21 protein-coding genes are annotated in these 23,670 nt (G+C 33.5%); 9 read left to right on the top strand and 12 right to left on the bottom strand.

All coding sequences use genetic code 11. The features are described from left to right. Positions 1–79 precede the first annotated feature (79 nt). The gene (locus tag ACM55G_RS09590) at positions 80–415 is read left to right on the top strand and encodes a tRNA-binding protein (protein WP_416843687.1); all 336 of its coding nucleotides are present in this window, start codon (positions 80–82) and stop codon (positions 413–415) included. A gap of 3 nt (positions 416–418) precedes the next feature. Here ACM55G_RS09590 and ACM55G_RS09585 read toward each other — a convergent pair whose 3' ends face one another. From ACM55G_RS09585 to ACM55G_RS09570, 4 genes are all read right to left on the bottom strand, one after another. Next, complete coding sequence (locus ACM55G_RS09585) at positions 419–967, bottom strand: RBBP9/YdeN family alpha/beta hydrolase (protein ID WP_416843686.1); 549 nt, start codon at positions 965–967, stop codon at positions 419–421. A 137-nt stretch (positions 968–1,104) separates the two neighbouring features. Then, the gene (gene mgtA, locus ACM55G_RS09580; protein WP_416843685.1) at positions 1,105–3,624 is read right to left on the bottom strand and encodes a magnesium-translocating P-type ATPase; all 2,520 of its coding nucleotides are present in this window, start codon (positions 3,622–3,624) and stop codon (positions 1,105–1,107) included. Between the two features lie 257 nt (positions 3,625–3,881). Continuing rightward, the gene (locus tag ACM55G_RS09575; RefSeq protein ID WP_416843719.1) at positions 3,882–4,265 is read right to left on the bottom strand and encodes a PUR family DNA/RNA-binding protein; all 384 of its coding nucleotides are present in this window, start codon (positions 4,263–4,265) and stop codon (positions 3,882–3,884) included. 69 nt (positions 4,266–4,334) lie between these two features. Continuing rightward, positions 4,335–6,095, bottom strand: a complete 1,761-nt coding sequence (locus tag ACM55G_RS09570; RefSeq protein WP_416843683.1) for an ABC transporter ATP-binding protein — start codon at positions 6,093–6,095, stop codon at positions 4,335–4,337. Between the two features lie 202 nt (positions 6,096–6,297). Here ACM55G_RS09570 and ACM55G_RS09565 point away from each other — a divergent pair, with 202 nt between their 5' ends. From ACM55G_RS09565 to yajC, 3 genes are all read left to right on the top strand, one after another. Then, entirely contained in the window at positions 6,298–7,404 is a 1,107-nt protein-coding gene (locus ACM55G_RS09565; RefSeq protein WP_416843682.1) for a Glu/Leu/Phe/Val family dehydrogenase, read from the top strand. A gap of 227 nt (positions 7,405–7,631) precedes the next feature. Continuing rightward, the gene (gene nusB / locus ACM55G_RS09560) at positions 7,632–8,543 is read left to right on the top strand and encodes a transcription antitermination factor NusB (RefSeq protein ID WP_416843718.1); all 912 of its coding nucleotides are present in this window, start codon (positions 7,632–7,634) and stop codon (positions 8,541–8,543) included. 31 nt (positions 8,544–8,574) lie between these two features. After that, positions 8,575–8,847, top strand: a complete 273-nt coding sequence (gene yajC / locus ACM55G_RS09555) for a preprotein translocase subunit YajC (protein ID WP_416843681.1) — start codon at positions 8,575–8,577, stop codon at positions 8,845–8,847. A gap of 76 nt (positions 8,848–8,923) precedes the next feature. On the opposite strand, the gene ACM55G_RS09550 is transcribed toward yajC, so the two are convergent. From ACM55G_RS09550 to ACM55G_RS09535, 4 genes are all read right to left on the bottom strand, one after another. Continuing rightward, on the bottom strand, positions 8,924–9,391 hold the full coding sequence (locus ACM55G_RS09550) for a hypothetical protein (protein ID WP_416843680.1): 468 nt from the start codon (positions 9,389–9,391) through the stop codon (positions 8,924–8,926). Positions 9,392–9,701: 310 nt separating this feature from the next. After that, positions 9,702–10,289: a YdeI/OmpD-associated family protein gene (locus ACM55G_RS09545; protein WP_416843679.1), complete on the bottom strand. Its 588-nt coding sequence runs from the start codon at positions 10,287–10,289 to the stop codon at positions 9,702–9,704. Next, positions 10,290–11,567, bottom strand: a complete 1,278-nt coding sequence (gene pepT, locus ACM55G_RS09540; protein ID WP_416843678.1) for a peptidase T — start codon at positions 11,565–11,567, stop codon at positions 10,290–10,292. 200 nt (positions 11,568–11,767) lie between these two features. Next, a complete protein-coding gene (locus ACM55G_RS09535; protein WP_416843677.1) occupies positions 11,768–12,193 on the bottom strand; it encodes a DUF1003 domain-containing protein in 426 nt (141 codons plus the stop codon). A gap of 285 nt (positions 12,194–12,478) precedes the next feature. Between ACM55G_RS09535 and ACM55G_RS09530 the strand changes: the two genes are divergently transcribed. The 5 genes from ACM55G_RS09530 to guaB all read left to right on the top strand — a co-directional run bounded on the left by ACM55G_RS09530 (position 12,479) and on the right by guaB (position 18,255). Then, on the top strand, positions 12,479–13,498 hold the full coding sequence (locus ACM55G_RS09530; protein ID WP_416843676.1) for a quinone-dependent dihydroorotate dehydrogenase: 1,020 nt from the start codon (positions 12,479–12,481) through the stop codon (positions 13,496–13,498). 119 nt (positions 13,499–13,617) lie between these two features. Continuing rightward, positions 13,618–14,481, top strand: a complete 864-nt coding sequence (locus tag ACM55G_RS09525) for a beta/alpha barrel domain-containing protein (RefSeq protein WP_416843675.1) — start codon at positions 13,618–13,620, stop codon at positions 14,479–14,481. A 103-nt stretch (positions 14,482–14,584) separates the two neighbouring features. Further along, positions 14,585–15,136, top strand: a complete 552-nt coding sequence (locus ACM55G_RS09520; protein WP_416843674.1) for a hypothetical protein — start codon at positions 14,585–14,587, stop codon at positions 15,134–15,136. Next, a complete protein-coding gene (locus ACM55G_RS09515; RefSeq protein WP_416843673.1) occupies positions 15,133–16,545 on the top strand; it encodes a DUF5723 family protein in 1,413 nt (470 codons plus the stop codon). The genes ACM55G_RS09520 and ACM55G_RS09515 overlap by 4 nt, the downstream gene beginning before the upstream one ends. Before the next feature lie 237 nt (positions 16,546–16,782). Next, a complete protein-coding gene (guaB, locus tag ACM55G_RS09510) occupies positions 16,783–18,255 on the top strand; it encodes an IMP dehydrogenase (protein WP_416843672.1) in 1,473 nt (490 codons plus the stop codon). 67 nt (positions 18,256–18,322) lie between these two features. Here guaB and ACM55G_RS09505 read toward each other — a convergent pair whose 3' ends face one another. The 4 genes from ACM55G_RS09505 to ACM55G_RS09490 all read right to left on the bottom strand — a co-directional run bounded on the left by ACM55G_RS09505 (position 18,323) and on the right by ACM55G_RS09490 (position 23,635). Then, positions 18,323–20,563: a cation:proton antiporter domain-containing protein gene (locus ACM55G_RS09505; protein WP_416843671.1), complete on the bottom strand. Its 2,241-nt coding sequence runs from the start codon at positions 20,561–20,563 to the stop codon at positions 18,323–18,325. A gap of 161 nt (positions 20,564–20,724) precedes the next feature. Then, positions 20,725–21,510 (bottom strand): polysaccharide deacetylase family protein, encoded by a 786-nt coding sequence (locus ACM55G_RS09500; RefSeq protein WP_416843670.1) that lies wholly within the window; start codon positions 21,508–21,510, stop codon positions 20,725–20,727. Positions 21,511–21,527: 17 nt separating this feature from the next. Beyond that, positions 21,528–22,874 (bottom strand): adenylosuccinate lyase, encoded by a 1,347-nt coding sequence (purB, locus tag ACM55G_RS09495; protein WP_416843669.1) that lies wholly within the window; start codon positions 22,872–22,874, stop codon positions 21,528–21,530. 68 nt (positions 22,875–22,942) lie between these two features. Continuing rightward, entirely contained in the window at positions 22,943–23,635 is a 693-nt protein-coding gene (locus ACM55G_RS09490) for an SIR2 family NAD-dependent protein deacylase (RefSeq protein WP_416843668.1), read from the bottom strand. Positions 23,636–23,670 lie beyond the last annotated feature (35 nt).

Genomic DNA, 23,670 nt, shown 5'->3' with positions numbered 1-23,670 from the left:
AAAAAGGGTTGAGTTTTAATTTAATATGCTAATTTTAGATCGTAAAGCATTTGGTTTACAACTTTAAACTTAAATAAAAATGATACTAACTTGGTCTGAATTTGAAAGGGTAGATATGCGAGTGGGAACTATTCTGGAAGTAAATGATTTTCCTGAAGCCAGAAAACCGGCTTATCAGTTAACAATAGATTTTGGTCCAGAAATCGGAATTAGAAAAACTTCCGCACAAATTACCCAACGGTATCAAAAAGGAGATTTGCTAAACCGACAGCTTGTTGCCGTGGTCAATTTCCCTAAGAAACAAATTGGAAAATTCATGAGTGAATGTCTCGTATTAGGAGCTGTAGGTTCAGCAGGAGATGTGATTTTACTGGCTCCTGATTTCAAAATTGAAAATGGATTGCGAATTGGATAAAAATTAGTGGTCAATTTGATCAATCAATTGTTTCAAAATCAATTGTCCTTCTTCCCAAAATTCGAGATTTGATTCTGAATTCACATGTCCTTTTTGACCAATATTTATAAAATCACTTCCCCACATTTTAGCGAAAAATTTTGCTCTTTGTGACGAAATATAAGGGTCGTTTTCACTGGTAACTACTATCGAGGGGAAGGGTAGTTTTGACAACGGTATTGGTGAAAAGTTCCAAATTTTTTCTGGTGTATGTTCTGGAGAATCTACATCTGCTGGAGCAACCAGTAAAGCGCCTATTATATTAGGGTTGCTATTGGCAGAAGCCCAATGCATCACTAAAGAAACCGCAAGACTGTGTGCTACCAAAATTGTTGGAGAATCTAATTTCAGAATTGCTTCATGGAGTCTTTCAAGCCATTCTTCTCGAACAGGTTCATTCCAATTGTTCTGAACTACTTTACGGGCATTTTTATAGATCTTGAGCCAATCGTTTTGCCAATGGCCTTTTCCGGAATCACCGAGTCCTGGGATAATTAATAATTTTATTTCCATTCTCAATACTTAACTAATATAAATTCGTCTAAAACATTAATACATATTTAGAAGAATTATTTTGGAATAAAATTATATAATTTAATCGAAATATAAATCCTTTTTTTGGAAATAAAAAATAGCAGGACTTATGGGTATTATGACCGAATGTATTTTTTGAAAAACCAAACTTTTAAAAGGTCAGCTGTAATGATATAAGCCAAAACGATTAGTAGCATAATGCCCATATTGAGAAACGGCAGCGGCGACAATCCTATTTTGCTTGCAATAGGAAGATAGGGAAGCGTAATGGTAACGATTAGTCCCAGAATACTCAAAATAAAAAGGTACTCGCCTGGTTGACTTTTGAAGAAGTTTTTGTGTGTTCGTATTATGAATAGTATGAATAATTCCGTAAGAATGGATTCTACAAACCAAGCAGTTTGAAAGGCAGATTCTTTTACTTTTAATACATAATAAAGTATAAGGAAGGTTATGATATCAAATAGTGAACTGTGAATGCCAAAAATAATCATGTAATTTCTAATGAATTTCAAATTCCATTTTCCGGGTTTGTTCAATTGTTCTTGATCCACATTGTCAGATGCAATGGTGAGATAAGGAAAGTCAGTAATGAAATTAGTTAATAAAATTTGTTTGGGTAACATAGGGAGAAATGGTAATAAAAGAGAAGCAATTGCAACGCTGAACATATTACCAAAAGTGGAACCAGTATTTATAAAAATATATTTTAAAGTATTTGCAAAAGTTTTCCGGCCTTCTTTAATGCCATCTATAATTACTGCTAAATCTTTTTCCATCAAAACAAAATCCGCTGCTTCTCGGGCTACATCAACCGCATTTTCTACTGATATTCCAATATCGGCAGCAGTTAAAGCAGAAACATCATTAATGCCATCACCCACATAGGCAACTGTATATGTTTTTCTTAAAGCCTGTACAATATGTTCTTTTTGCTGTGGTTCTACTTCGGCAAAAATATGTGTTTTTCTCACTAGATGTTTTAGTGCTTCAGGACTTGTACTGAACAGTTCTTGTCCGGTCATTACGACAGGATTAATGATCCCAATTTTTAAAGCAATAGATTTAGCAACATTTTTATTATCTCCAGAAATTATTTTGAGATGCACCTGTAGTTTTTTTAATTCCTCAATGGTTTCTACAATGCCCTTTTTAACAGGGTCTTCCAGTAAAATGAAACCAGCAAAAATCATGGTTTTTTCATCTTCTTTAGCAATAGAATCGGTATTGATTGTTTTATAACAGACACCTATAGTTCGTAAGCCATTGATTCCAAATTCTTCATATTTGTTCTCAATTTCGGCTTGATGCAGTTCCATGTTTTCAATGCGACCATTACTTAATCTCATGACAGAACAAATACTCAGGATAGAACTGAACGCGCCCTTACTGATCAATAATTTTTCGGTGTCTGTTTTAATAGCGATGCTTAATCTTTTACGTATGAAATCATAGGGCACCTCATCTAATTTTACCACGTTAGTTTTTGTTTCTAATTGCAACTTTTTTATGGCTTCATCGATTGGGTTAGCATAACCCGTTTCAAAAAAAGCATTCCAATAAGCCAGTTTTTTTACAAATTCATTTTCAGTACCCAACCCATCAACGGTTCTAGCCACTATAATAGCCCCTTCTGTAATTGTACCTGTTTTGTCCGTACACAATAAATTGACTTCTCCTAAATTTTGTATAGAAGCAAGTTTTTTAACAATTACTTTCTTGGCTAACATCCTTTTTGCTCCTGCGCTCATTGCAATAGTTGTAATGGCAGGAAGTAATTCGGGTGCCATTCCTACGGCTAAAGCCAATGCAAATAAGGCTGATTCAATCGCACTTTTGTGATTTAACAAATTGACAAGCAGTATAAATATTGAAAGTACTAATGTTATTTTCATCAAGAAATAACCAAAGTCTTTGATGCCTTTTTCAAATTTAGTTTCTACCGTTGCTGAAGCACTTTTAGCGATGGCGCCAAAAATAGTTTTGCTTCCGGTGTTGATCACTAAGGCTTTGGCGGTGCCACTGACTATATTTGTTCCTTCCCAGAGACAGTTTGTTCTTTTGGTTAATTCTGTTTTGGGCTCTAAAACCCCTGCTGTTTTTGCGGTTGGATAAGATTCACCTGTTAAACTGGCTTCATTGGCATGCAACTCATTACATTCAATAATCAGACAATCGGCGGGTAGCATATCCCCCGCTTTCAATAAAATAATGTCACCAGAAACTATAGTAGAGGAAAAAATTTCTTGTTCTTTTCCATCTCTGAGTACATTACTTTTCAATGCAATCATAGATTGTAAATCCGCTACAAATCGGCCTGCATTTCTTTCCTGAAAAAAGCTAAGTAAGCCTGTTGATAAAACAATAAAGAGTATAATATACGCATCAGTTGTATCGCCAAGAAAGGCGGATAATATTACGGCGCCAATAAGAAGTAACATCAACGGACTTTTAAATTGTCCCATAAAAAGGAAAAAGTCCTTCTTTAAAACAGATTTATTTTGTTGTTGTTGTCCGGATTGTAACAGGATTTTCTCAGCAATTGCTTTGTATAAGCCTTGGTCGCTACTATTTAGTTTTTGGAACCAATAGGCAGTGTCAAATTGCCAAAAATTATCTGTTGATGAGGTTTGCATAAAGACTAATTTTTTAAGTTTTAAAACTATAAATTAGAAAAGCAATTGAATTGTTTGTGCTAAATGGAATAAAAGGACTGAATATTAACTTGTGCAATAATAATTAAAATGATAGCGAGTTAAACATTTGCTATTGACAAAGTTAGTGATTTTAAATATGAATTCAAGGAGTTGAAATAGTTTGATTTCAAACATAAAAAAAGTCCAAAAATCATTAAGATTTTGGACTTTTCGTTTAGTAAGTAGGCAATTAATAATTAAATATCATCAAATTCTATATCAGTAAAAGTTGATGTTTGTGGTAGGATTTCATCAGTATCGGCTTTTTCAGAAGCGTATTCTTTTTTGAAATCTTTTTGGTGTCTTTCAGAGATTACTTCTTCGCCCTTGTGGTTCAAAACGTATGAAGTCATTTCGCCAAGAATTTCTGCAAAAGCAGCAAAGTCTTCTTTGTATAAATAAATCTTGTGTTTCTTAAAATGAAACGATCCGTCTTCTTCGGTGAATTTTTTACTTTCGGTAATCGTTATGTAATAATCATCCGCTTTTGTAGCTCTTACATCAAAGAAATAGGTTCTTCTTCCAGCACGTAAAACTTTAGAAAATATCTCTTCTTTTTCTAACATGTCATTTTCTCTCATAATCCTTTCAGTCAAATTTTTTATTTAATAGCAATCAAAAATCATAAAAATTTATTTATTATACAACAATTATAGTAATTCTTTTTCTGAAAGTTGTTTTAAATACAAGGATGCATAATATCCTTCTTGATTTATCAATTGATTATGAGAACCTTGTTGAATAATTTTTCCGTCTTCAAGAATGATAATATTATCTGCATTTTTAGCTGATGAAACCCTATGACTGACAATTATCGTGGTTTTATCTTTGCAAATTTCATATAGGTTATTCAAAATAGCTTCTTCAGTTTCTGTATCAACAGCAGATAAACAGTCATCAAAAACTAAAATTGCCGGATTTTTAATAATGGCTCGAGCTATAGAAACGCGTTGTTTTTGCCCGCCTGAAAGAGTGATTCCGCGTTCGCCAAGAATGGTTTCATACTGTTTGTTGAAACCAATAATGTTGTCGTGTACTACCGCATTTTTTGCAGCAGTTTCCACTTCTTCATCAGTTGCATTTTCCTTGCCAAACTTAATATTGTTTTTAATGCTATCCGAAAACAAAAAGGCATCTTGAGGCACAATTCCAATACTGTTTCTTAAATCATATAGGTTCAAAGTGCTTATTTCATGTCCGTCAACAATTATTCTCCCGTCAGTAACTTCATATAAGCGGGAAATCAAAGAGGAAATAGTCGATTTTCCGGATCCAGTTTTTCCAAGGATTGCCAACGTTTCTCCTTTTTTTACTTTAAAGGAAATATTTTTCAATGCTTCTATATTGGTGTCTTCATAGGTGTAGCTCACATTTTCGAATGAAATACTCCCTTCAATAATAGATTTATTAGAGTTTTTGTTTTTTATTTCCGGTTCAATTTTCAGGAATTCATTAAGACGTTTTTGCGAAGCTTCGGCCTCTTGAACCATTGAGGAAACCCATCCTAATGAAGCGACTGGCCAGGTTAGCATGTTGACATACAAGATGAATTCGGCGATGGTTCCAATGCTTTTTATAGTTCCATTAATGTACATAAGTCCCCCAAAATAGATCACGACTAAGTTACTTATTCCTATCAGTGCTAACATTAAAGGGCCGAATAAGGATTGCACTTTTGCCAAATCTAAACTCTTGCTTTTACTTTCATTTGCCAAATCGACCATATTGTTTTGATGTTGGTCTTCTAATGAATACGCTTTAATCACTCTGATTCCAGAAAATATTTCTTGAGAAAAACTGGAAACTTTCGATAGATATTGTTGGAAAATAGTACTTCTTTTATTGATTTCCGAACTTAATTTGAAGATACAATAGGATAAAACCGGTAAAGGAAGAATGGTATACAAAGTCAACCGTGGCGATACATTATACATATAGCCAATTACAATTGCAAAACGGATAACTGTATTTATCGTATACATTACGGCGGGTCCCACGTACATTCTTACTTTGGAAACATCCTCACTGATACGGTTCATCAAATCGCCGGTCCGGTTTTGTTTGTAGAAATTTTGCGACAAGTTTTCATATTGTCTAAAAACTTCGTTTTTTAAGTCAAATTCAATATGTCTTGACATCACAATAAGGGTTTGTCTCATCAAAAAAGTAAGGAAACCAGCAATAATAGTTGTTGCAATAATCAGTAAAATATTTGAAACTAATTCCTGTTGGATGACATCGGTTGTAACTGATTTGTCCTTTGAGAATGCTTCAATAGCTTTAAATGATTTACTAATCAATTTTGGTGTAAACAAAGAAAATATTTGTGCGATAATTGTAAATAAAATACCAAGAGAAAAGCTGTATTTATATTTGATGAAATATTTATTTAAATAACGTAATTCTTTCATTTTTTTAAGATATTCTGTGTTGAAAAAGTTTTATTTTTTGATTAATAATCAATTTTTAATATTACTAAAATTAATTAGTTGCTTATTGTTTTTGTGAAATTGATAATTTAAACAATGAATATTAGGATATGTCTATTTTTTATGTAAATTTGATTTGTCTTTTTAACGAATTCGTAATTTATCACTATAAAAATCAATACTTATGAATGCAGCTTTCACAACTGGAAAGGAACTTCAAAAAATGGATCCCGTTTTTGGTCAATTATCATTTGATGATCACGAACAAATTGTATTTTGCAACGACAAAGATACGGGTTTAAAAGCAATTATTGGTATTCATAATTCGGTTATGGGGCCTGCTTTAGGTGGAACACGAATGTACAGTTATGCAAATGAATGGGAAGCACTAAACGATGTATTGCGACTTTCTCGTGGCATGACTTATAAAGCTGCTATTACGGGATTGAATATTGGAGGCGGTAAAGCTGTTATCATTGGCGATTCTAAAACCCATAAAACACCTGAATTGATGCGTAAGTTTGGAGAATTTGTTCATTCTCTAAGCGGAAGATACATTACTGCTGAAGATGTAGGAATGGAAACGCGGGATATGGATATTGTAAGAGATGTAACGCCTTATGTTACAGGAATTTCTGAAGAAAGAGGCGGGTCTGGAAATCCATCTCCGGTGACCGCTTACGGAGTATATTTAGGAATGAAAGCAGCTGCAAAGCATCAATTTGGTTCGGATGTTTTGGATGGGAAAAAAGTATTGGTACAAGGAATTGGTCATGTTGGGGAAACGTTGGTTGATTACTTGACCAAAGAAGGCGCGCAAGTAATGATCACTGACATTAATGAAGAAAGGTTATATGAAATAGGAGCGAAGTACAGTGCGAAAATATTTACTGGCGATGATTTATACAGTGCCGATGTAGATATTTACGCTCCTTGTGCCATGGGTGCAACTATAAATGATGCAACGGTATATAAAATTAAAGCGAAAGTAATTGCTGGTGCGGCTAACAACCAATTAGCAGATGAGGATATTCACGGAGCAATTTTGCAGGAACGCGGAATTCTTTATGCACCGGATTTCTTGATTAATGCCGGTGGAATTATTAATGTTTATGCGGAATTAGCACATTATGACAAAGCTGAAATCATGCGTAAAACTGAAAATATTTATAATACTACATTGGAAATTATTGATTTTGCTATTGCAAACAATATCACAACACACCATGCCGCTTTGACAATTGCCCAGAAAAGAATAAATCAAAGAAAGTTAGAGAATAGTAAAAAATAGTTCTAAATTTTTAATAAGCAGTCGCAGTTTTAGTTACAGTCTGCCGGTTAAACCTGAAACTGCGACTAATTTCTGCGACTGTTTTCTTATAGGACAATCTAAATTAGAACCAAAAGCTTTTTTTGCCGTTTTAATTTTATTTTAAAAAATGAAATTCTTATTTTTGCAGACTAATTAATAAAAGTTCTTACAAGGTGGTAAACAGAAGACACATACGCGTTAAAGTAATGCAATCCATTTATGCGATGCATCAAAGCGGTTCAGATAATCTAGAGAAAGAAGAAAAATTCCTTTTTTACAGTATCGACAATATTCAAGACTTATACCTTATAATGCTTTCTTCGCTGATTGAAATTTGTAAAACTGAAACTGTCTTTTTACATAAATCAAGTCTGAAACATCTTGCCACTCCGGAGGAGCGTAAGCCTAACGAAAAATTCATCAAAAATCAAATTTTTCAAATTCTTTCCGAAAATAATTCACTAAGTATTGCACTGGAAAACCGTAAAATTAATAATTGGATTTTAAATGACGATTATATTTTATTGCTTCTTAATGATATAAAAGCCAGTAAATTGTATGAAAATTACATGAGTAATTCTATCAATACATTTGAAGAAGACAGGCAGTTTATCGTTGATTTGTTCATGGAAGTGATTGTACCTAATGAAAAACTGTACGAATATTTAGAGGATGATAAGTTGACTTGGGTGGATGATATTCCGCTAGTGAATACGCACATCATCAAGCAATTGAAAGTTATCAAATCTGGTGAGGATGATAATTTCAGAGTTCCAAAATTATACAAAGACAATGAGGATAAAGACTTTGTTAAAGATTTGTTTAGAAAAACAGTTTTAAACGAAAAGGAATTAGCTAAGGAATATGTCGATAAAACCCCTAATTGGGACAGCGATAGAATTGCCGAGATTGACACCATTATTCTTAAAATGGCAATTTGTGAATTTTTGAAATTTCCTTCCATTCCTGTGAAAGTTACCTTGAATGAATATTTAGAAGTTGCCAAGGAATATTCTACACCAAAAAGTAGTATTTTTATCAATGGAATTTTAGATAATTTAGTTAAAGAACTGGAGGCTAGTAAAAAAATTATTAAAGCCGGTCGTGGTTTAATGTAGTATTTATAAATAAAAAAAGAGAATTAAAATTATGGGACAATTAACTCAATTTGCGCCGTTTCTATTAATGTTTGTGGTAATCTATTTCTTTATGATCAGACCACAACAAAAAAAGGCTAAAAATGAAAAAGAATTTGAAAGTACTTTGAAAGTAGGAGACAAAATTATTACCAAAAGTGGTCTTCACGGAAAAGTTTCTGAGTTAGCTGATACAACTGTTGTTGTTGAAACCATGGCAGGAAAACTTAAAATGGAGCGTTCAGCTATTTCTATGGAAATGAGTGCAGTATTAAACAAAAAATAGTTCAACCTTCAATAAATTAAAAAAGTCCCAAACGATTATTCGTATTGGGACTTTTTTTTAATAAAAAATAGCAGGATTATTTTTTATTCTTTTTGTTTTTCTTTGCTTTTTTAGATTTTGCCTTCGCTTTTTTAGCTTTTATCTTTGCTTTGACCTTTGCTTTTTTAGCTTTATCCTTTTTAGCTTTTTTTGCCTTTTTAGCTTTTGCTTTCGCTTTTTGTTTTGCTTTTTCTTTAGCGTCGGCTTTTTTAGCCTTTTTCTTGTCTTTGTCTTTCATGTCTTTGTCTTTCGTTTTTAACTTCTTTTTATTATCTTTTTTACCACCCTTTTCATTTGCTACTTCAGCAATATCTTCTAAGTTCTCAACTGAAATTTCTATGATTTCAGTTAATATTGTTTCATTGAGAGGCTCCGAGATTTCTTCAGCTTCTTCTTCAGCTTCTTCTATAGGTTTGATAATTATGTTTCTTGTAGCTTTTACAGGCTTGTTAGTTTCAGGTTTTACCGGAGAGGGTAATGCAGTGTCTTCTTCTTTTTGTATCATGATTTATAGTATTATGATTTATATAATTATGGTCAATTTTTCTGTTTAATTAAAACTAATAGTTTATTTCAATGTTAACAAATAGTTAATTAATCGTTAGTAAATATAGTGATTTAATCCATTTCCCAATGTTAAGCTTTTCTATAAAGCAAATAATGTGTTTTAATTTTGTAAGAAATAGTTGGTAAGAGAAAATGATTAAGGAAAAGCAACGGGTAAGATTCAACTGTAATCCAAAATGATTTTGTAAGAAATAATTTTTTTTTAAAAAAATATCCCATTCTGAAAATTTCAGGAATGGGATTTGATTTTAGCGGTATTTATCGTTTAAACCAATGTTTTCTATAATCATTGGTTTTACTTTTTCGATTCGCAATCGTTTGGTTTCCTCTCTTTTTGCGGTTTCAATATATTCCAAGAATTCCTTCTGTTTGTAAGGAGAGAATTGTAGAAAAGCTTCCGCTAAATTCATATCGGAGTCTAATTCCTTTTGAAAAAGTTCAGAAACTATAATTTTTCCTTTTTCAGGTTTAAAATTTTTTCCTTGTTTGTTATTTTCTATTGCTTCATGAATATAATTTAAAACGGCTACTTCATCGACTTCATCTTTGGATGAAAAACGCCATTGTCGCAAAGATTTGGTAACACCTTCTTGCGCATTAACCAAAACTTGTTTTTCATCTTTCAGGAAAACGCCATTAAAAAACCAAATCGTAAAATAGTTTTTGAATCCTCCAATTCCAAGTACATTCTTCCCATTCAGCACATAAACACAACCACCCCATTTCGTGGTTTCGATGAGTTCTGTTTTAGCAATAATTGATTTTAGCAATTCTAATTCTTCTGACCAACTATTGTTTTTATCCCAAATGGGTGTATTGGTTTTTAGTGGTTCCAATTATTTTTTAGTTATAGCTATTTCTTCTGTTTTAGTGAAATCACCTGCAGCAGTCAATTCAGCAATTTTTACAATTACTGTAACTGCTTTTTGCATACTTTCTACGGGAACATATTCGTATTTTCCATGAAAATTGTGTCCTCCAGCAAAAATATTTGGACAAGGCAATCCTTTATATGATAATTGGGAACCATCAGTTCCGCCACGAATAGCTTTTATAAGTGGTTTTATATTCAATTCTTTCATCGCCTTTTCTGCAATATCCACAATATGTTTTACAGGTAAAACTTTTTCTTTCATATTGTAATATTGGTCTTTTATCTCAGCAATAACGATGTCTTCGCCAAATTGTTTCGCAAATTTCTTATTGATTTTCCGAGTGATTTTCTCAATCAATTCTTTGCGTTTCTCAAATTTTTTCTTGTTATGATCCCGAATGATAAGTTCCAAAACTGTTTCTTCTATACTACCTGTTAAATGATGCACATGGAAAAAACCTTCGTAACCTCTAGTTTCTTGAGGTGTTTCATCTTTGGGTAATTCATTTATAAAATCATTAGCAATTAACATCGAATTAATCATTTTGCCTTTGGCGTAACCGGGATGAACGCTTTTTCCTTTGAAAATAATTTTGACACCCGCCGCATTAAAATTTTCATATTCCAGTTCGCCTACTTGGCTACCATCCATAGTGTATGCCCATTCAGCTCCAAATTTCTCCACATCAAAATGGTGGGCACCACGACCAATTTCTTCATCAGGTGTAAAGCCAACTCTGATTTTTCCGTGTTTGATATCTGGATTTTGGATAAGAAATTCCATTGCGGTAACAATTTCAGTAATACCTGCTTTATCATCAGCTCCTAATAATGTTGTTCCGTCAGTAGTAATTAAAGTTTGACCTTTATAAAGCAACAAATCTTTAAAATAACTAGGTGATAATACAATATTTTTATCGGCATTTAAGATAATGTCTTTGCCATCATAATTAGGGACAATTTGGGGTTTCACGTTTGCACCACTAAAATCAGGAGAAGTGTCAAAGTGAGAAATAAACCCGATAGTAGGCACTTCATGATTTACATTACTTGGCAAAGTAGCCATGATATAGGCTTTGTCATCAATTGTCACGTCTTGCATTCCAATGGCTTTCAGTTCCTCCACCAGTTTATTGGCTAAATTCCACTGTTTCTCTGTGCTTGGCGTGGTTTCTGAGTTGGGATCCGATTCGGTATCTATAGTTACATAACCAATGAAACGGTCGATAATATGTTGCATAAAGTATAATTTAATGAAAGACAAATATACAGTTTATTTAGGGAATCATTTTATTGAGACGACTTTGTCTTTTCTTTATTTCTATTAAATAAAACTGAAATCTGATTGAGTACTTTACATCATAAATGAAAATATTGCCTCTTTTTTTAAGGATTAAAAAATCTATAATTGGGTCTAAATTTTTCGAGTATATTTAGATTTTATTTTGCAGAATTTTTTTTCATTTCTTGCAATATTGTGATAATAACATCTAATTTTTCAACCTCTATTTTATTCAACTTTAAGGTCAAAGCTTCTATTTCCAATTTTGCTTCTACATTTGTTTGATAATCCGCTTGCGCTTGAACTCTGTCTCTATCATTTTGTCTGTTTTGGGACATCATAATAATAGGGGCTGCATAAGCTGCTTGTGTTGAAAAAAGAAGGTTCAGTAAAATAAAAGGATATACATCCCAGTGATGCATAAACCCAACCACATTTAATACCATCCAAAGTACCACCAATACTGTTTGAACAATAATAAATTTCCAACAACCCATTCCTTTAGCGACTGAATCGGCTAAACGGCTACCAATGCTTAATGTTTCTATGTGTTTTTCGTGCCAGTTTTTTTTTGGATTAATCATAGGAATAGGATTTAGTTTAATTTAAATATATGTAATTTAACGGATGTAAATATTCATTGAAAGCTTCAGTTTTTAGATTAAAAATACTAATAAGAGTTCATTTAAAGAAGCGATAATTTTAAAATAAGATGTTTAGTATTGGTTTTATGGTTGAATAAAAGGGGAAAATGGTGTTTGTGAAATTAATCATTGTTTCCAATAAATGAAAATGATTTGTAAAATTATTTTTCAAATATTTAATTATCGAATAGATAATTCTATTTTTGCAGCACCAACACAATAACTATGTATAAACTATTTATTCGCCCGATACTTTTTTGTTTTGATCCAGAAAAAGTTCATTATTTTACTTTCTCATTGATTCGTTTCTTGTCTAAAATTCCAGGTTTTTCATTTGTTTTTAAATCGCTTTATGAAGTAAATGATGCAAGATTAGAAACCGAAGTTTTTGGATTAAAATTTAAAAACCCTGTAGGTTTGGCTGCTGGTTTTGATAAAGATGCCAAGTTGTACAAAGAATTATCGAATTTTGGTTTTGGTTTTATCGAAATAGGAACTCTTACTCCAAAAGGACAAGAAGGGAATCCTAAAAAGCGATTATTCCGTCTTAAAGAAGATAACGCAATTATCAACAGAATGGGTTTTAATAATGGCGGTGTTGATGAAGCTGTAAAACGATTAAAAAGTAATAAGGATGTTTTAATAGGCGGAAATATTGGAAAAAATAAACTAACGCCAAACGAAGAAGCAACTTCAGATTACAAAATTTGTTTTGATGCGTTGTATGATTACGTGGATTATTTTGTGGTGAATGTGAGTTCGCCAAATACGCCAAATCTTCGCGCTCTTCAAGACAAGGAGCCACTGACACAATTGTTGCAAACACTGCAAAATAAGAATTTGGCTAAGCCAAAGCAAAAGCCAATCCTACTAAAAATCGCTCCAGATTTAACCGATGAGCAATTACTGGACATTATAGATATTATCAAAGAAACCAAAATTGCAGGAGTTATTGCGACTAATACCACCATTTCAAGAGAAGGATTACAGTCCGAAAACAAAACAGAGATGGGCGGATTGTCAGGAATACCATTGACAAAACGTTCTACTGAAGTAATCCGATTTTTATCAGAAAAAAGCAATAAAGCATTCCCTATTATTGGAGTTGGAGGTATTCATTCAGCTGACGATGCTTTAGAAAAACTGGAAGCAGGCGCCTGTTTAGTGCAATTGTACACCGGTTTTATTTATGAAGGACCAGCTTTAGTAAAAGCAATAAACCAGAAAATTTTAGAGAGATTGTAGGTTTTTAATAGTACAAAATTGCGTAATATTTTAATTATTACCAATACTATGTAAATAATATCAATTTAGTAAAATTCATAATTTAAAATTGTTATTTGTTTTTCTATCTTTGGATTTCTATGGAGCCAATAAAAATTATAGAATGTCCACGCGATGCCATGCAAGGTATTAAACAATTTATCCCCACAGAACGAAAGGTATCTTACCTACAGTCTTTGTTGCGCGTAGGATTTGACACCATAGATTTTGGAAGTTTTGTTTCGACAAAAGCGATTCCGCAAATGCAGGATACTGCCGAAGTTCTGGCACAACTTGATTTGTCTCAAACCAGAAGCAAACTTCTTGCGATTATTGCCAATACACAAGGTGCATCTTTAGTTTCTGTTCACCCTGAAATACGCTATTTAGGTTTTCCGTTTTCAATTTCTGAGAATTTCCAAATGCGAAATACACACAAAACAATAGCAGAATCCTTAATTACGTTACAAGAAATTCTGGAAATTGCAGATAAAAGTGATAAAGAAGTCGTGGCCTATCTTTCTATGGGTTTCGGTAATCCGTATGGGGATCCTTGGAACACAGAAATAGTAGGCGAGTGGACCCAAAAATTGTCGGAGATGGGAGTAAAGATTCTTTCTCTTTCGGATACGGTAGGTAGTTCAACGCCGGATGTAATCTCCTATTTATTTTCGAATTTAATTCCAAAATATCCCGAAATAGAGTTTGGTGCCCATCTTCATACCACGCCTGATAAATGGTTTGAGAAAGTTGATGCCGCTTACAAAGCAGGCTGTCGGCGATTTGATGGTGCTATTCAAGGTTTTGGCGGATGCCCAATGGCAACAGATAATTTAACAGGAAATATGCCCACGGAGAAATTATTGTCTTATTTCACTTCACAAAAGGAAAATACAAATACAAGTCCGATGAGTTTTGAAAGTGCTTATAATGAAGCTTCTAAGTTGTTTAGAGAATTTCATTAAAAAAAGAAGTATTTTCGATTTTCTAATATTGACAAATAATAATAAGAACTTTGATGCGTTCGAAGTTTAATAATAATGATATTGATCTTAATAAATAAACAGAATGAAACTACTGGATTTTAATAGGATTTTAGGAATACTAATTCTGACACTATTTTACGTTGCATGTTCAAGTGATCTTGACTTTAATCAGGCTAATGATTTGAAATTAGAACCTATTTTTAGTTCAAATTTGGCTTATTTTGATGTTCCTGCCAATCAATTTGTGCCTAATGGCGTAGAGCAACCAATAATAGCTGACACACCAACTATTGATATTTTTAATGATGCTTTTTTTAAAGACAATTTAGCAAAAGCCGAATTCTTTTTTGAAATCAATAATACGATAGACAGAGCCTTTACAATAGATTTAGTCTATCTAGACCGAAATAATCAGGTTCTTTATTCTACTAATTTTGCTATACCCGCTTATACTGGCGTTGAAAATTTGGTCAAAAAAGACGACAAGTTTGAAAATACTAAACTTGATTTATTGAAAAGAACCACTAAAATTGCTTTTATTCTCAAGATGCTTCCTGGTCCGATATTAAGTGAGACCAGTCCAGGCAGTTTAAAATTACGGTCAAGTGTAAACGCTTATTTAGTTATAGAATGAAAAAATTAATCTTGCTTTTTGTTCTATTTGTATCAGTTGAATGCGTTTCTCAAAACAAACAAATTTTATATAATTTCACTTCGGTTCCTCAGTCTTTAATGACTAATCCAGGCTCCGATGTGAAGTATAAATGGTATTTTGGAATTCCGTTATTATCGGGTATTTCTGCAAATGTAGGCTCTAGCGGTTTTTCGGCTTACGATTTGTTTGCAAATGACGGAGTTGATTTTAATCTGAAATTGAGAAATGTTGTATTCTCAACTACCAGAAAAGATAATGTTTCAATAAATGAGCAAATAGAATTGTTCAATGGTGGTTTTCAAATAGGAGATTGGCAAGACAAGGCCTATATTTCTTTTGGAATGTATCACGAATTTGATTTCCTGAGTTATATGCCTAAAGATTTAGCCATACTTGCTTTGGACGGAAACAGCAATTATATAGGAAAAGTGTTTGATTTAGGGGATTTGAACGTAAAGGCTGAAATGGTTTCGGTTCTTCATATTGGATATCATAAAAATATAAATGAGAACTTAATTGTAGGGATTCGAGGAAAAATTTATTCCAGCGCTTTTAATGCAAGTTCGACTAAAAACGCGGGATATATTTATACAATTCCTTCTAATAATGGGTTTTACGAGCAAGTTATTTCTTCTGATTTACAACTCAATACCGCGGGGATTTCAAAATATAGTGATGAGAATTATTCAGGAGATGTGGTAAAAGATATTTCTAAAAAAGCTTTTTTTGGAGGTGATTTAGGACTTGGTTTCGATGCTGGACTTACGTATTACCCGAAAAAAAACATCCAGTTTACCGCAAGTATTGTTGATGTTGGATTTATAAAACACGCTAAGGATGTAGAAAGTTATACACTAAAAGGGTATTATAAATATGAAGGGATAACTCCAAAATTCACCAATGGAGGTACGGCAGGGAATGTATATCAGGAATTTAAAGATGCGATTCCATTAGATACATTATATGCTAAATATACGACTTGGCGTCCCGCAAAGTTTAATTCCTCTATTCAATATTCATTTGATGATTCAAGAAGCGAAGATTGTAATTGTACCAGCAGTGATTCCGGATATAGAAATGCTGTGGGCGCTCAAATATTTGTTATGTCAACTCCAAGAACTCCTTTTATGTCTTTTACGACCTATTACAGAAGGAATGTTCTCGATAATTTGCAAATGAAAGCGACCTATACTTTAGATTCCTATTCGTATAAAAATATTGGCTTGGGATTATCCGCACAACTTGGGAAACTCAATTTATATGTTTTGGCTGATAATCTTTTAGAATATAATGACTTATCAAAAGCCAACAGTCTTTCTTTTCAATTTGGACTAAATGTTATTTTTAAGGATCATGAAGGTTTTTTTAAAGAAGAAAAAATAGATTAAGTATATTGTCTTTTGGGTAGCCGTTGCAGAAATAATGAGTAAGCAAGGTGAATTAAAAGTGTTTAGTTTCTGTTATTAAAAAAGAATAAATCAAATTTATAGCGAAGTAACAAGTGGGAAAAAGGATTTAATTTAGATGCTTCAAATTGCAATTTAATCATTTATTATAATAGGTAGTGGTTTTTTGCTTAAGATTGTGTATATTTGCACGCAATTTAACTACAACTACAAATTGCAATGATCGCACACAATTCTAAGATTATCGGTGAAGGATTAACTTACGATGATGTACTATTAGTTCCCAACTACTCAAATGTTCTTCCACGCGAAGTGAGTATCCAATCAAAATTTTCAAGAAATATAACTCTTAACGTTCCAATTGTGTCCGCAGCAATGGATACAGTTACCGAAAGTGCAATGGCAATTGCTATGGCACAAGAGGGTGGAATTGGCGTTTTGCATAAAAACATGACTATTGAGCAACAAGCGGCAAAAGTTCGTAAAGTGAAAAGAGCTGAGTCTGGAATGATTATAGATCCAGTGACTTTACCATTGACTTCTACAGTTGCTGATGCCAAAAATGTGATGAAAGAATTTGGAATTGGTGGTATCCCAATTGTGGATGAAAATAAAATACTAAAAGGGATTGTTACCAATAGAGATTTACGTTTCGAAAAAAACAATGCTAGACCTATCATTGAAATAATGACAAGTGAAAACTTGGTAACAGTTGCCGAAGGAACTTCGCTAGAACAAGCCGAAGTAGTTTTGCAAGGGTATAAAATCGAAAAGCTTCCAGTAGTAAATGCAGATTATAAATTAGTAGGTCTTATTACGTTTAGAGATATTACTAAATTAACTCAAAAACCAAATGCAAATAAAGACAAGTACGGACGTTTACGTGTTGCAGCTGCATTAGGCGTTACTGCAGATGCAGTTGAAAGAGCTACTGCTTTGGTAAATGCTGGAGTAGATGCAGTTATAATCGATACGGCTCACGGACATACAAAAGGAGTTGTCGATGTATTAAAATTAGTGAAAGCTAAATTCCCTGATTTAGACGTTATAGTGGGTAATATTGCCACTGCCGAAGCAGCCAAATATCTTGTTGAAAATGGAGCAGATGGAGTAAAAGTAGGGATAGGACCAGGTTCTATTTGTACTACTCGTATTGTTGCGGGTGTTGGATTTCCACAATTTTCTGCAGTACTTGAAGTTGCTGCAGCCATTAAAGGTAGTGGAGTTCCAGTAATTGCTGATGGTGGCATTCGCTATACAGGCGATATCCCTAAAGCGATCGCTGCGGGTGCTGACTGTGTGATGTTAGGTTCATTACTAGCCGGAACAATGGAATCACCGGGTGAAACTATTATTTTCGAAGGAAGAAAATTCAAATCATACCGCGGAATGGGTTCTGTTGAAGCGATGCAGGAAGGATCTAAAGATCGTTATTTTCAAGATGTGGAAGATGATGTGAAGAAACTAGTACCGGAAGGAATTGTTGGTCGTGTGCCTTATAAGGGGGAATTGAGTGAAAGTATGCAACAATTCATTGGTGGTCTTCGTGCCGGAATGGGATACTGCGGCTCTAAAGATATTCCAACTTTACAAGAGACTGGTCGTTTTGTTCGTATTACTGCAAGCGGAATCAATGAAAGTCATCCTCATAATGTGACAATTACTAAAGAAGCTCCGAATTATTCCAGATAAATTATTCGGAAAAAGATAAAAATAAAAAAAGTGCAAGATGTTTGATTTTCTTGCACTTTTTTTATGTCTAATTATGAACCAAATCCGCTAATAATTTTTTATCACCCACAATCCAAAGAATATCATTTTTTTCAAGAATAATATTGGATTCCGGATTGAGAATTCGGGTTCCTTTTTTTTCTATTCCTACAATCAGGCCACTAGTTTTTTCTCGTAATTCTGATTGACGAATACTTTTTCCTATGAAAGCTTCGTTTTTCAATTCGATTTGGCGCAATACAATTTCAGGTTCCGTTACCCTATCTGGAATATCTATTTCATGCTGGTCTAAATACGATTTAAATGCTGCCACCTGAAAATCTGTTCCTATCACACATATTTCATCGCCAGGGAATAATCGTTCATTTTTATTAGGAATATTGATCATAATTTCACCTCTTTTGATAAACGCAATATTTATTCCTATTTGCTCTCTAATTTTCAATTCTTCTAATGTCTTTCCTATAATATTGGACTCATTTGCAATATCGAAAAAAGTCATGTGACCATCCCAAGGGGATAGATCGCTTCGGCTTCTTTTGGCTTTTGTCATTTCTCGAGCATTTAGATTTTGTAAGAAATGACTTTCTATTTTATGATATTCTGCATTTAATCTTTTTTGGAAAACAAAATAAACGCCTAAGGCTACAATCAACGTTAAGAAAGCAACAATTGGAGAGAAGAAAATATTTAGTAAAAAGCCAATGAAAAATATGGTAAGCAGCAATCTAAAAAGAAACATCATAACAATTGGCCCGCGATATTTTCGTTCTTCCAACAAAATGGCTACTTCATTTACAGCAACACGGCGCAATGAAAGCGCCCATAAAATAGGGGAAAGTACCACCAAAGTAATTAATGCCCCTAATGCCTTGCCAAATCTAAAATCAGTAACCAAGGGCAAAAGATATTTTGACGAAAGTAAAATGGCTGCAAATATAATTACCGAATAAACAACGACTTGAACGATATAAGCGTTTATTACAATTTGCCAATTGCTAACTGATTTAATGGCTTGGGCATTTGCGCTGTAACGTTCAATTCTTTTGACCCATCTTCTAGGTAATTTTTTAGATAAATATTCTGAAAATGGAGTAGACATTTTTATCATAAATGGTGTGGTAAATGTTGTCACTGCAGAAACTGCCACCACTATAGGATACAAAAATGAACTTGTTACATTCAGTGTCATTCCCAATGTTGCAATGATAAAAGAAAATTCACCAATTTGTGACAAACTCATTCCTGTTTGCACCGATTGTTTTAGAGGTTGCCCGGAAAGCAATGCTCCAATTGTCGAACTTATCGATTGACCAAAAATGGTAACGACTGTCAAAATCATTACCGGAATTGCATGTGCATATAATGTTTCCGGATTGATTAACATCCCTACGGATACGAAAAAAATTGCACCAAATAAATCTTTGACAGGCTTCACTAAATGTTCAATATGTTCCGCTTGGGTCGTTTCAGCAATAATGGAACCCATGATAAATGCACCAAGAGCTGGTGAAAACCCTACATCTGCTGCCAGAATTACCATCATCAAACATAAGGCGAGTGAAATAATGAGCAACATTTCATCTGATAATAAATGTTTTGCTTTTTTGAGTAAGGTTGGAATAAAAAAGATCCCCCCAACAAACCATATCGTTAAGAAGAATACTAATTTCAGAACAGACTGAACTAATTCAACACCTGAAAATTGTTGACTCACCGCAATTGTAGAAAGTAAGACCATCATCAAAATTGCAATGATATCCTGAACAATAAGCGAACCTATTACTATTCCTGCAAATTTCTGTGCTTTTACACCTAATTCGTCAAATGTTTTGAGAATAATAGTCGTGGATGAAATCGAAAGAATAACACCTAAAAAGATACTATCCATTTTCGACCAATCCATCCATTGACCAACTAAAAAACCGATTAAAGCCATTGTGAAAATTTGAGTAATCGCGGTAATAGAAGCCGTTCCGCCTACTTTCATCAATTTCTTAAAACTGAATTCCAGTCCCAAACTAAATAATAAAAAGATTACCCCAATTTCTGCCCAAACCTCCACACTTTTAATATCATTCACGGATGGAAAAAAATCAAAATGATTTCCTGCCAAAAAACCAGCAATCAAATAACCCAAAACGAGCGGTTGCCTGATTTTTTTAAACAATAAAACAGCAACTCCTGCTGTCATGAGAATCAGCCCTAAATCGCTTATTAATGGCTTCAAGTGATGTGACGCTTCCGCTACTGCTACTATTGTACTCATAGGTTTTATTTTTAGAAGCTCTCCAGCCTAGGTTTCAATCTCGAATTTTAGAACCAGGTCCTGATTTTTTTTTCGAGGCTTTTAATGTCTGGGCTATTTTGCATGAAGCATTTGTGTTTTTATAAAATTAATACATTTCAATGATGGAATGAAATGATATCTTATTTTAAATTGTTTAAGTCAGATAACCTATAAAAGGTCATATTATGTTGTTTTACATAATTACAAATTAATTGTAATGTTGCCATTTTTGTTTGATAATTGGCTGTAACGTTGATTACTGGTCTATGGCCAAACAGGATTAAAATTTTATGTTTTCTTTTGGTATAATCTAATAATTTTAGGAGATACGGAATGCTGAAATTGGGATGATCCGTATCAATACCTATTGCAAAAACTAATTTTGAATTATTAAAATAGCAATTTTGGAAAAAAGGATCTTCAGCGCCGTAAGTCGTACCTCTTATAATTTTGAATTTTTTTAAAAGGGCTTTATCTGTGATTGAATTTCTAAAACCAAAAGGATAGGCAAATGAAGTTACTTTGAAGGAATAAAAATGCATTAAAGCGATCATAGGATTTATTTCCTGATCGATGTAGGCGTTAATTCCATTTTTGGTAACAAATTTGGGAGCATCAAAATGATGGAAACCATGTCCTGCAATTTCATGTCCCTCCTTTTGTAAATCGAAGAGTTTTTTTATTTCGGAACGGTTTAACGTATTTATTTTAGAAACACAAAAAGTAGCTTTCCAAGAATATTGATGCAATATTTTATCTGCTTGGTACCATTCATTGATACTTGTATCGTCAAATGTGATTACAACTCCTGGATTAATCTCTTTGGGCTTGCTTTTGTGAAGTGTGTTCTTATTTTCACAGGAAAATAAAAAAAAAGTGCAAAGTAATATGAATTTAAAAAGTTTTTTGTTCCTATTACTTTGCACTTGATATGTATTTTTATTTAAATTCCTAAGAAATTGCTAGGAGTGATTTGCATTAATTCGGCTTTAATTTCATCCGAAACCTCTAACGTTGCAATGAAACCATGAATTGCTTTTTTGTCAATTGCTTCATTGGTTCTAGTCAATCCTTTTAATGCTTCATACGGATTAGGATACGCTTCCCGACGTAAGATTGTTTGAATCGCTTCGGCAACAACTGCCCAATTTTTCTCTAAATCTTCGTGGAATTTTGGTTCGTTCAACAACAATTTGTTTAATCCTTTCAACGTGGCTTCAAAAGCGATGATCGTATGTCCTATTGGTACCCCAATATTTCTTAAAACCGTACTGTCTGTTAAATCGCGTTGTAATCTTGATAAAGGCAATTTAGCTGATAAATGTTCGAAAATAGCATTGGCTATTCCTAAATTTCCTTCTGAGTTTTCAAAATCAATTGGGTTTACTTTATGTGGCATCGCCGATGATCCTATTTCTCCTGCTTTGATTTTTTGTTTGAAATATTCCATCGAAACATACGTCCAAATGTCTCTGTCCAAATCAATGATAATAGTGTTTATTCTTTTCAAGGCATCAAAAAATGCTGCGAAATGATCGTAATGTTCAATTTGAGTAGTAGGGAAGGAGTGGTGTAAACCAAGGTTTTCTTCCACAAATTTTCCTCCAAATTTTCTCCAGTCAATTTGTGGATACGCCACATGATGTGCGTTATAATTTCCGGTTGCACCACCAAATTTAGCGGCAAAAGGAATATTAAACAACAAACGCATTTGTTCTTCTAAACGCTCTACAAAAACACCAATTTCTTTACCCAAACGCGTTGGAGAAGCGGGTTGTCCATGTGTACGGGCCAGCATTGGAATGTCCTTCCACTCCACACTTAAATCTTTCAATTTTGAAGTTAAAGTAATTAATGAAGGCATATATACTTTCTCGAAAGCCTCTTTTGTAGAAAGCGGAATCGCTGTATTGTTAATATCCTGAGAAGTCAATCCGAAGTGGATAAACTCTTTAAATTCAGATAAGCCTAATTTTTCAAAAGCGTCTTTGATGAAATATTCTACTGCTTTTACGTCGTGGTTGGTTACTTTCTCCGTTTCTTTGATCCAAAGGGCATCTTCAGTAGAGAAGTTTTTATAAATGTTGCGTAAACTTTCGAATAAATTCGGGTTTACATTTTTTAGTTGTGGCAAAGGCACTTCGCACAAAGCAATAAAATATTCAATTTCAACCAATACGCGGTATTTGATTAAAGCTTCTTCAGAGAAAAATGGAGCTAGAGAAAGGGTTTTACTTCTATATCTTCCATCAATAGGAGAAATAGCATTCAATTCGTTTAGAGTTGTCATTGTTTAGTTGTTTGTTCGAAAGCCACAAATATAAACCTTTCATGACAAAATAGAAAACGAATATTTTTTTAAATAAACCGGATTAGCTTCTTTTTTAGTGTTTTCATTCCTTCAGAAGCCACTTCAGGAATTACATCTAATGGATTTCGAAGATTCGGAATCTTTATGGGTTTTGGATCAATATAAAAAATAGGTGTGTCAGGAGTGGTAAAATCGATTAATCCTGCCGCGGGGTATACTTGTAAAGAGGTCCCGATTACAGCAAAGTAATCCGCCTGCTGTGTTATTGCAATTGCTTCATCAAGTGCTGGAACGGCTTCACCAAACCAAACGATATGTGGTCTTAGTTGTTTTTGATTGTCATCTAAATCACCAAAATTCAAATCGCCTTGCCAGTCCACAATATAATTCTCATTTTTAGTGCTTCTCACTTTTAATAATTCACCATGAAGATGTAAGACTTTGGTGCTCCCGGCGCGCTCATGTAAGTCATCAACATTTTGTGTGATAATGAATACATCAAATTCGTTTTCTAATTCAGCGAGAATCTGATGTCCCAAATTAGGTTGGACCTCTTTAAGTTGTTTCCTTCTTTGATTATAAAAATCCAGCACTAAAGCTGGATTTTTATCCCAGCCTTCGGGTGTTGCGACATCCATGACGTTATGGCCTTCCCAAAGTCCGTCATTGTCCCTAAAAGTTTTTATACCGCTTTCCGCACTAATTCCAGCGCCAGTCAATACCACTAATTTCTTTTTCATTTGTAAAATGCATTAAGAGATAAAGCTAGTCTTTT

It is taken from the genome of Flavobacterium algoriphilum, from assembly GCF_048158655.1.
In the GTDB taxonomy this organism is placed as follows: domain Bacteria; phylum Bacteroidota; class Bacteroidia; order Flavobacteriales; family Flavobacteriaceae; genus Flavobacterium; species Flavobacterium algoriphilum.
Note: the sequence above shows the minus strand (reverse complement) of the source record. Positions and strands in the feature narration are given on the sequence as shown.

Bases quoted from the DNA above. Each gene is read 5' to 3' on its own strand.
- ACM55G_RS09520 (WP_416843674.1), top strand. From the start codon at position 14,585: ATGAAACTACTGGATTTTAATAGGATTTTAGGAATACTAATTCTGACA.
- ACM55G_RS09530 (WP_416843676.1), top strand. From the start codon at position 12,479: ATGTATAAACTATTTATTCGCCCGATACTTTTTTGTTTTGATCCAGAA.
- ACM55G_RS09590 (WP_416843687.1), top strand. From the start codon at position 80: ATGATACTAACTTGGTCTGAATTTGAAAGGGTAGATATGCGAGTGGGA.
- ACM55G_RS09535 (WP_416843677.1), bottom strand. From the start codon at position 12,193: ATGATTAATCCAAAAAAAAACTGGCACGAAAAACACATAGAAACATTA.
- ACM55G_RS09550 (WP_416843680.1), bottom strand. From the start codon at position 9,391: ATGATACAAAAAGAAGAAGACACTGCATTACCCTCTCCGGTAAAACCT.
- purB (WP_416843669.1), bottom strand. From the start codon at position 22,874: ATGACAACTCTAAACGAATTGAATGCTATTTCTCCTATTGATGGAAGA.
- mgtA (WP_416843685.1), bottom strand. From the start codon at position 3,624: ATGCAAACCTCATCAACAGATAATTTTTGGCAATTTGACACTGCCTAT.
- nusB (WP_416843718.1), top strand. From the start codon at position 7,632: ATGCAATCCATTTATGCGATGCATCAAAGCGGTTCAGATAATCTAGAG.
- ACM55G_RS09575 (WP_416843719.1), bottom strand. From the start codon at position 4,265: ATGAGAGAAAATGACATGTTAGAAAAAGAAGAGATATTTTCTAAAGTT.
- ACM55G_RS09515 (WP_416843673.1), top strand. From the start codon at position 15,133: ATGAAAAAATTAATCTTGCTTTTTGTTCTATTTGTATCAGTTGAATGC.
- ACM55G_RS09565 (WP_416843682.1), top strand. From the start codon at position 6,298: ATGAATGCAGCTTTCACAACTGGAAAGGAACTTCAAAAAATGGATCCC.
- yajC (WP_416843681.1), top strand. From the start codon at position 8,575: ATGGGACAATTAACTCAATTTGCGCCGTTTCTATTAATGTTTGTGGTA.
- ACM55G_RS09570 (WP_416843683.1), bottom strand. From the start codon at position 6,095: ATGAAAGAATTACGTTATTTAAATAAATATTTCATCAAATATAAATAC.
- ACM55G_RS09585 (WP_416843686.1), bottom strand. From the start codon at position 967: ATGGAAATAAAATTATTAATTATCCCAGGACTCGGTGATTCCGGAAAA.
- pepT (WP_416843678.1), bottom strand. From the start codon at position 11,567: ATGCAACATATTATCGACCGTTTCATTGGTTATGTAACTATAGATACC.
- ACM55G_RS09505 (WP_416843671.1), bottom strand. From the start codon at position 20,563: ATGAGTACAATAGTAGCAGTAGCGGAAGCGTCACATCACTTGAAGCCA.
- ACM55G_RS09525 (WP_416843675.1), top strand. From the start codon at position 13,618: ATGGAGCCAATAAAAATTATAGAATGTCCACGCGATGCCATGCAAGGT.
- ACM55G_RS09490 (WP_416843668.1), bottom strand. From the start codon at position 23,635: ATGAAAAAGAAATTAGTGGTATTGACTGGCGCTGGAATTAGTGCGGAA.
- guaB (WP_416843672.1), top strand. From the start codon at position 16,783: ATGATCGCACACAATTCTAAGATTATCGGTGAAGGATTAACTTACGAT.